At 71.9% G+C, this 6,541-nt stretch carries 5 protein-coding genes; 1 reads left to right on the top strand and 4 read right to left on the bottom strand.

Annotation, left to right across the window (positions count from 1 at the left end):
• Positions 1-96: 96 nt before the first annotated feature.
• The 4 genes from ACTIGN_RS15270 to ACTIGN_RS15255 all read right to left on the bottom strand — a co-directional run bounded on the left by ACTIGN_RS15270 (position 97) and on the right by ACTIGN_RS15255 (position 5,907).
• Complete coding sequence (locus ACTIGN_RS15270; RefSeq protein WP_439625291.1) at positions 97-1,395, bottom strand: MFS transporter; 1,299 nt, start codon at positions 1,393-1,395, stop codon at positions 97-99.
• Between the two features lie 5 nt (positions 1,396-1,400).
• The gene (locus ACTIGN_RS15265) at positions 1,401-2,828 is read right to left on the bottom strand and encodes an FAD-dependent oxidoreductase (protein WP_439625289.1); all 1,428 of its coding nucleotides are present in this window, start codon (positions 2,826-2,828) and stop codon (positions 1,401-1,403) included.
• A complete protein-coding gene (locus ACTIGN_RS15260) occupies positions 2,825-4,963 on the bottom strand; it encodes a molybdopterin oxidoreductase family protein (protein ID WP_439625287.1) in 2,139 nt (712 codons plus the stop codon). Before ACTIGN_RS15260 ends, ACTIGN_RS15265 begins: the two co-directional genes overlap by 4 nt.
• Positions 4,964-5,523: 560 nt before the next feature.
• Entirely contained in the window at positions 5,524-5,907 is a 384-nt protein-coding gene (locus tag ACTIGN_RS15255; protein ID WP_439625285.1) for an STAS domain-containing protein, read from the bottom strand.
• Between the two features lie 309 nt (positions 5,908-6,216).
• Between ACTIGN_RS15255 and ACTIGN_RS15250 the strand changes: the two genes are divergently transcribed.
• A complete protein-coding gene (locus ACTIGN_RS15250) occupies positions 6,217-6,498 on the top strand; it encodes a hypothetical protein (protein ID WP_439625283.1) in 282 nt (93 codons plus the stop codon).
• The last annotated feature ends 43 nt before the right edge of the window (positions 6,499-6,541 follow it).

Genomic DNA, 6,541 nt, shown 5'->3' with positions numbered 1-6,541 from the left:
CACGCTCACCCCTCGCTCGGCGCTCGGGCTCGGACCCGGACCACTTCCGACCACTTCCGCTTGCCAACCTGTGCCGCCACCCCACGTCGCGCCGCGTCAACTCGCGGCCTGCACGACCACGGTCGGGGCAAGTTGCGTGCGGCGGCCCTTGAACTGGCTCAGCGCGAACCACCCCGTGCTGGCGACCGTCAGGGCGGTCAGCACCGCGAACGTCGTCTGCGGCGTGCCGGTCCACTGGTTCAGGTACGCCCACCCCGGGGGCAGCACGAACCCGCCGAGCGCGCCGAGCATGCCGACCAGGCCGCCGACCGCGCCCACGTCCCGCGGGAAGTGGTCCGGGATCAGCTTGTACACGGCCGCCTTGCCGACCCCCATGCCGCACCCGAGCACGACGACGAGAGCGGTGAACGCCCACACCCCGAGCCCGAGCGGGACCGACAGCACCAGCCCCGAGGCCAGCATCGCCGCGAACACGCCCCAGAGGACGACCGGCGCGCCCCACTTGTCCGACATCCACCCGCCGAGCGGGCGGAGCAGGCTGGCGGGGAAGATGAACAGCGTGGTGAGCAGGCTCGCGACCTGGAGCACCGCGGTCGGGCCGTCACCGAGGTCGAACGCGGCCCGGAGCTCGGCCCCGTAGACCGAGACGTAGTACTTCGGCAGCGCGAGCGAGAGTGCGACGTACGCCCCGAACACCACGACGTACTGGAGGCTGTACTCCCACACCTTCGCGTACTTCAGCGGGGCCAGGATCGAGCGGTACGACCGGCCCTTCGCGGGGGTGTGGTCCGGCGTCGGCGACCCGAACCACACCGCGGCGGCCATCGCGACGAGCAGCACCGAGTACAGCGCCGGGTAGAACCGCCACCCGCCCGGTAGCGCGCCGCCGAGCAGCCCCGCCGCCGGGATCGAGGTGAGCAGCACGGCCCCGAACAGGCCGAAGATCAGCTTTGTGACCGACGCGCCGACGTTCCCCGCGCCGAACACGCCGAGCGCGAGCCCCTGCTGCTGCTTCGGGAACCACGCGGCGCACCACGCGATGCCGACCGTGAAGCTGTTGCCCGCGAGCCCGAACACCAGGGCGCACGCGAGCAACTCGGTGTACGTCGTCGCGTGGCTCACTAGGTACGTCGGGACCGCGGCGACGAGCATCAGGACCGTCATCACCAGGCGGCCGCCGTACAGGTCGGTCGCGATGCCGGCCGCGAGCCGCGGGAGCGACCCGGCGAGGACCGCGGCGGCCCCGAGCCAGCCGAGTTGCACGTCGGAGAGCCCGAGCTCCTTCTGGATCGGGACGCCGAGGACGCCGAACATGAGCCACACGGCGAACATCAGGGTGAACGCGATTGTGGACAGCCACAACACGCGCGACCGGCGGGCGGATTCGGAGGCCATCGGGGTCATTCCTTTCTGCAGGTGGACGGCGCGTTCTGGAGGATCAGGTTCGCGAGCTGGCCGCGGCACGAGCCGCACCCGGTGCCGGCCCGCGTTTGGTCAGACAGTTTCGGGAGGGTGTCGCACCCGGAACGGATCGCGCCGACGAGCGCCGAGGTGCGGACGTGGTGGCAGTTGCACACTTCCGGGTCGCTGCCGCCGCCCCCGGGGATCGCCTCGCCGGACGCGAGCACGTCGAGCCGGTTGGGCGGCAGCGGGGAGCCGTCGTCGAAGAGCTGCACCAGCCCGGCGGCCGCGGACGCGTCGCCCACGAGGACCGCGCCGACGAGCCGGTTGTCGCGGACCACGAGCTTCCGGTACACCCCGCGGGCCTCCTCGATCACCTGCACGGACTCGTCGCCGGTCCGGTCCGCGTCGATGCGGCCCATGCTCGCGACCTCGACCCCGGCGACCTTGAGCTTCGTGTACACCTTCGACCCGCGGTACGCGGCGCTCGGGTCGGCCCCGGTGAGCACGTCGGCCAGCACCTTGCACTGCTCGTAGATGGGCTGCACCGTGCCGTACACGGTCCGGTCGTGCTCGGCGCACTCGCCCACGGCGTACAGCCGCGTCAGTTGCGTGCGGAGCTGGTTGTCGACGAGGATGCCCGCGTTGCACGGCACGTCGGACTCCCGGGCGAGATCGACCCGGGGCTTGATGCCGCTGGAGAACACGACCATGTCGGCCGGGAGCGTCTCGCCGCCGAAGCTCAGCCCCTCGACCCGCTTGTCGCCGAGGACCGCCTTGGTACTCACCGAGGTCCGCACGGTGATCCCGAGCCGCTCGATGGCCCGGCGGAGGAACTGCCCGCCGAGTGCGTCGACCTGCCGGTTCATCAGCACGTCGAACAGGTGGACCACCGTGACCGACAGGCCGAGGTCGGTGAGCCCCTTGGCCGCCTCCAGCCCGAGGAGACCGCCGCCGACCACCGCGGCCCGCATCCCGGGGCGGGCGTGGTACCGCATCTGCTGGACGTCGGCGGCCGTGCGGTACGCGAACGCGCCCCGCTTCATCGTCCCGTCCGGGCGGCGGAGCCCCTCGACGTCCGGCACGCGGGCCGTGCTGCCGGTCGCGAACACGGCTGTGTCGAAGAAGTGCTCCCTGCCGTCGGACGTCCACAGCCGCTGCGCGGCGTGCGACAGCCGGGTGACCGCGACCCCGGGGACGAACTGCACGCCCCGCTCGGCGTACCACGCCCGCGGCTTCAGGGTGATCTCGTCCACCGCCCCGCCCGTGAGGACGCGGTTCAGGAGGATGCGGTTGTACGCGCCGTGCGGCTCCTCGCCGAACACGGTGACGGCGAACTTCGTGAGCCCGCCGCGGGCCGCCAGCTCGTCGAGGAGCCGGGCCGTCGCCATTCCGTTGCCGATGATCGCCAGCGCCGGCCTGGTCACGCGGGGGCCTCCTCGGGCGGGCGGACGGCGGCCACGCGGACCGCGGCCACCTTGTACTCGGGCATCCGGCTCGTCGGGTCGAGCGCCGGGTTGGTCAGCAGGTTCACCGCGTCGCGGCCGCCCCAGTGGAACGGCACGAAGATCGTGTCCTGCCGCACGTCGTGGGACACGTCGGCCGCGAACTCGGCCCGACCGCGGCGGGTCTCGAGCACCAGCACGCTGCCCCGCTCGGCGCCGAGGCGGGCCGCGAGGTGCGGGTGGAGCTGCGCCCGGGGCCGCGGCTGGGCCTTCACGAGCGTGCCCACGAGCCGCGTCTGCGCGCCCGAGTTGTAGTGCTCCTTGTAGCGGCCGGTCGTGAGGTAGAGCGGGTAGTCGGCGTCCGGCTCCTCGCCGGCCGGGCGGTGCGCCACCGCGTGGAACTTCGCCTTCCCGTCGGCGTGGTGGAACCGGTCCGCGAACAGCCGCGGCGTGCCGGGGTGGTCCTCCGACGGGCAGGGCCAGAACACGCCGTCTTCGCGGTCGATGCGGTCGTAGGTGATGCCGCTGTAGTCGGCGGTGCCGCCCGCGGTCGCCCGACGGAACTCGTCGAACACCTCGGGGGCCGAGTGGAACGCGAACTTGTCGCCGGCCCCGAGCCGCGTGGCGAGTTCCCGGAGCACGTCGATGTCGCCGCGGACCCCGGGCGGCGGCTCCGCGACGACCCGGCGGCGGATCACCCGCCCCTCCAGGTTCGTCATCGTGCCGTCCTCTTCGGCCCACTGGTAGACCGGGAACACGACGTCCGCCCCGGCCGAGGTTTCGTTGAGGAACGAGTCGCACACCGCGAGCAGGTCGAGCGACTTCAGTCGGCGGGCGATGTTCCCGGCGTGCGGCGACGCCACGGCGACGTTCGAGCCCATGACGAGCAGCCCGCGGATGCCGCCCTCCGGCCCGAGCGAGTCGAGCAGTTCGTAGGCGCTCTTGCCCTTCCGCGGGAGACTGGCGGGATCGACGCCCCACACCTTCGCGACGTGCTCGCGGTGCGCGTCGACCTCGATGAGCCGGTAGCCGGGGAGCTGGTCGGCCTTCTGGCCGTGCTCGCGGCCGCCCTGGCCGTTCCCCTGGCCGGTGAGCGTGCCGAACCCGCTCGCCGGCCGGCCGACCTTGCCGAGCGCGAGCGCGAGGTTGATGAACGCGAGGACGGTGTCGACGCCCTTGCTCTGCTGCTCCGGGCCGCGGCCCGTGAGGATCATGGCCCCCTCGGCCTCGGCGAGCCACCGCACGCACGTGCGGAGCGCCGCCTCGCCGACGCCGGTGATCCGCTCGACCCGCGGCGGGTCGTAAGCGAGGACGGTGCCGCGGACCGCGTCGAACCCGACCGTCCGGCTGGCGATGTAGGCCTCGTCGATCAGCCGCTCCTCGATCGCGAGAAACAACAGGCCGTTGGCGAGCGCGAGGTCGGAGCCGGGGGCGAGCGGGAGGTGCAGGTCGGCGGCGCGGGCGGTCGCGGTGCGGCGCGGGTCGGCGACGATGAGCCGGCCGCCGCTGGCCTTCTGGCGGTCGAACCACTGCATGATGGGCGGGAGCGTATCGGCCGAGTTCGCGCCGACGAGCAGGACCACCTCGGCAGCGGCGATGTCGCTCACCGGGAACGGGAGCCCGCGGTCGATGCCGAACGCCTTGTTCCCGGCCCCGGCCGCGCTCGACATGCAGTACCGGCCGTTGTAGTCCATGTGCGGCGTGCCCACCGCGAGCCGGGCGAACTTGCCGAGCAGGTACGCCTTCTCGTTGGTCAGCGCGCCGGACCCGAACACGCCGACCGCGGCCGGCCCGTGCGAATCGCGGATGCGGCGGACGCCGTCGGCGACGAAGTCGAGCGCCTCGCCCCACGCCGCCGGCGCGAGGTGCCCCGCGGCGGTGCGCATCAGCGGCGTCGTCAGCCGAGCGGGGTTCCCCAACAGTTCCCCGCAGGACCAGCCCTTGATGCAGAGTTGCCCGTTGTTCACGGGGAACTGCGGGTCGCCGGCGACGGCCCACGCGTCGCCGCCGCCCGGTTGCGTCATGACGATGCCGCACTGGTACGCGCAGTACGGGCAGTGCGTGCGGCACGCCGTCGCGGGGGGCAGCACGGCGAGTGAGACGACCGGGGCGGACACGGTGGAACCCGACTGAACGAAGGAGGTGGCAGCCGCCGCACGGGCCGCTGCTCACCCGGGTCGAGAAAGTCAACGAAGGGGCCGCCGGCGTGGGTGCCGTTACCGCTGGGCACGTCTCCGTGCGGTCTTCGCTGGGTGATCTGTGGGAAAGCACGCGGTGTGCCACAGTGACACGGTCGCCCGGCCTTGCGCCGCGTCGCGAGCCGGAACCGGCCAATTCCAAGCGATTTATGCGTGCCGAAATCTGGGGCGAGACGTGGAAGACCACAGGTTTGACGCCCGGTCCCTCTGCAAACGTGCCCGATGTGTGGGCGTCGCGGGTGAGGTGGTGTCGACCGCCCCTGTGTGATCAGGGGTGCTCGCCGGGATGCGAGATCCGAGAAGGCCGGACCAAGGCGGACATGTGGCCCTCAACCTCCGGCGGCCGCTCCCGACCGTCCATTCCGGTTCGCGAGGACGGGTTCGCCCACCACATCTCCTACACGCCGGCGCGAGCCCCGGCCCGCGCCGGCCGGTGCGGAGTGGATCGCGGGCGGCCGGACGCGGTCCTGAGGCGTGATTCAATCGGTCGCGCCGAGTTCGTCGATTGCCTCGGCGGTCGTGTCGTAGAGCGCCCAGAGGGTGTCCAGGGCCGTCGTGCGGAGCAGCTCGCGGATCTGCTTGTTCACCCCGGCCAGCACCAGCTCGCTGCCCCGCTGCTTGGCCATCAGGTGGCACCGGAGCAGGAACGTGATGAACGCGGACCCGAAGTAGTTCACGCCCGAGAGGTCCACGATGATCTGGTTCGGCGGGTTCTCCTTCAGCGGGGCCAGCACCATCTGCGCGGCGGGCTGGAGCAGCGTCTCGGGCAGGTGCTCGATCTGCGGCGACGGGATGATGACGGCGATGTCGCCGTGCCGCCGGACCTGGAAGAACTCCTTGGTCAGGTCCGCGTCGGTGGTCATGGCGTGGCCCCTCGTAAAAGCGAAACGAACGCGGGCGAACTGTCCCACAAAGCGTAGCCGTGCGGGGGCGGCGAATCAAGCACCGCGGCACCGGGGCCGCCGCAACCGGGTGAATCCTCTCGGCCGGGTGCCTGTCTATAATGGTGTGGCGGGGTGGTGCGGCGAACGGTCCGGAGCGAAGACGCCTTCCCCGGTATGTCGTTCTCGACTAAGTTGAATTCCCCCGGCCGCGCGAGCGGGGCACCGTGGCTCCTCCCGGCGGGCCGAACCCGCCTTGACATCATCCTGACAAGCGTAAAGGAACGTGGGATGGCTAACCCGGCACCGGTTCAAGACGAGGAAGCGACCCCGAAGAAGGCGCGGGCCGAGCAGCTCGCGGCCGCCGTTTGCGCGGCGGTGATGAGCGGCCTGGGGCGGCCGCGGAACCTGTTCCGGGTGTCCGCCGTGCGGCTCTGGGACAACCGGTACCGCGTGAACGTGCAGACCGGGGCCGACTCGGTCTCCACGCACATCGCCCACAGCTTCTTCGTCGCGGCCGACGACAAGGGGAACGTGGTCGAGTCGATACCGCCGATCGCGAAGCTGTATTGACCGCGGCCGGCCCGTAACGCGCGAGGGGCGGGCACACGTTGTG

The sequence above is a fragment of the Gemmata sp. genome, assembly GCF_051859125.1.
Lineage (GTDB): Bacteria > Planctomycetota > Planctomycetia > Gemmatales > Gemmataceae > Gemmata.
The sequence above is the reverse complement of the archived record's forward strand: the minus strand, read 5'-3'. Positions and strand labels throughout refer to the sequence as shown.

Excerpts from the sequence above, each read along its gene's own strand:
- ACTIGN_RS15270 (WP_439625291.1), bottom strand. The coding sequence starts at position 1,395 with ATGGCCTCCGAATCCGCCCGCCGGTCGCGCGTGTTGTGGCTGTCCACA.
- ACTIGN_RS15255 (WP_439625285.1), bottom strand. The coding sequence starts at position 5,907 with ATGACCACCGACGCGGACCTGACCAAGGAGTTCTTCCAGGTCCGGCGG.
- ACTIGN_RS15250 (WP_439625283.1), top strand. The coding sequence starts at position 6,217 with ATGGCTAACCCGGCACCGGTTCAAGACGAGGAAGCGACCCCGAAGAAG.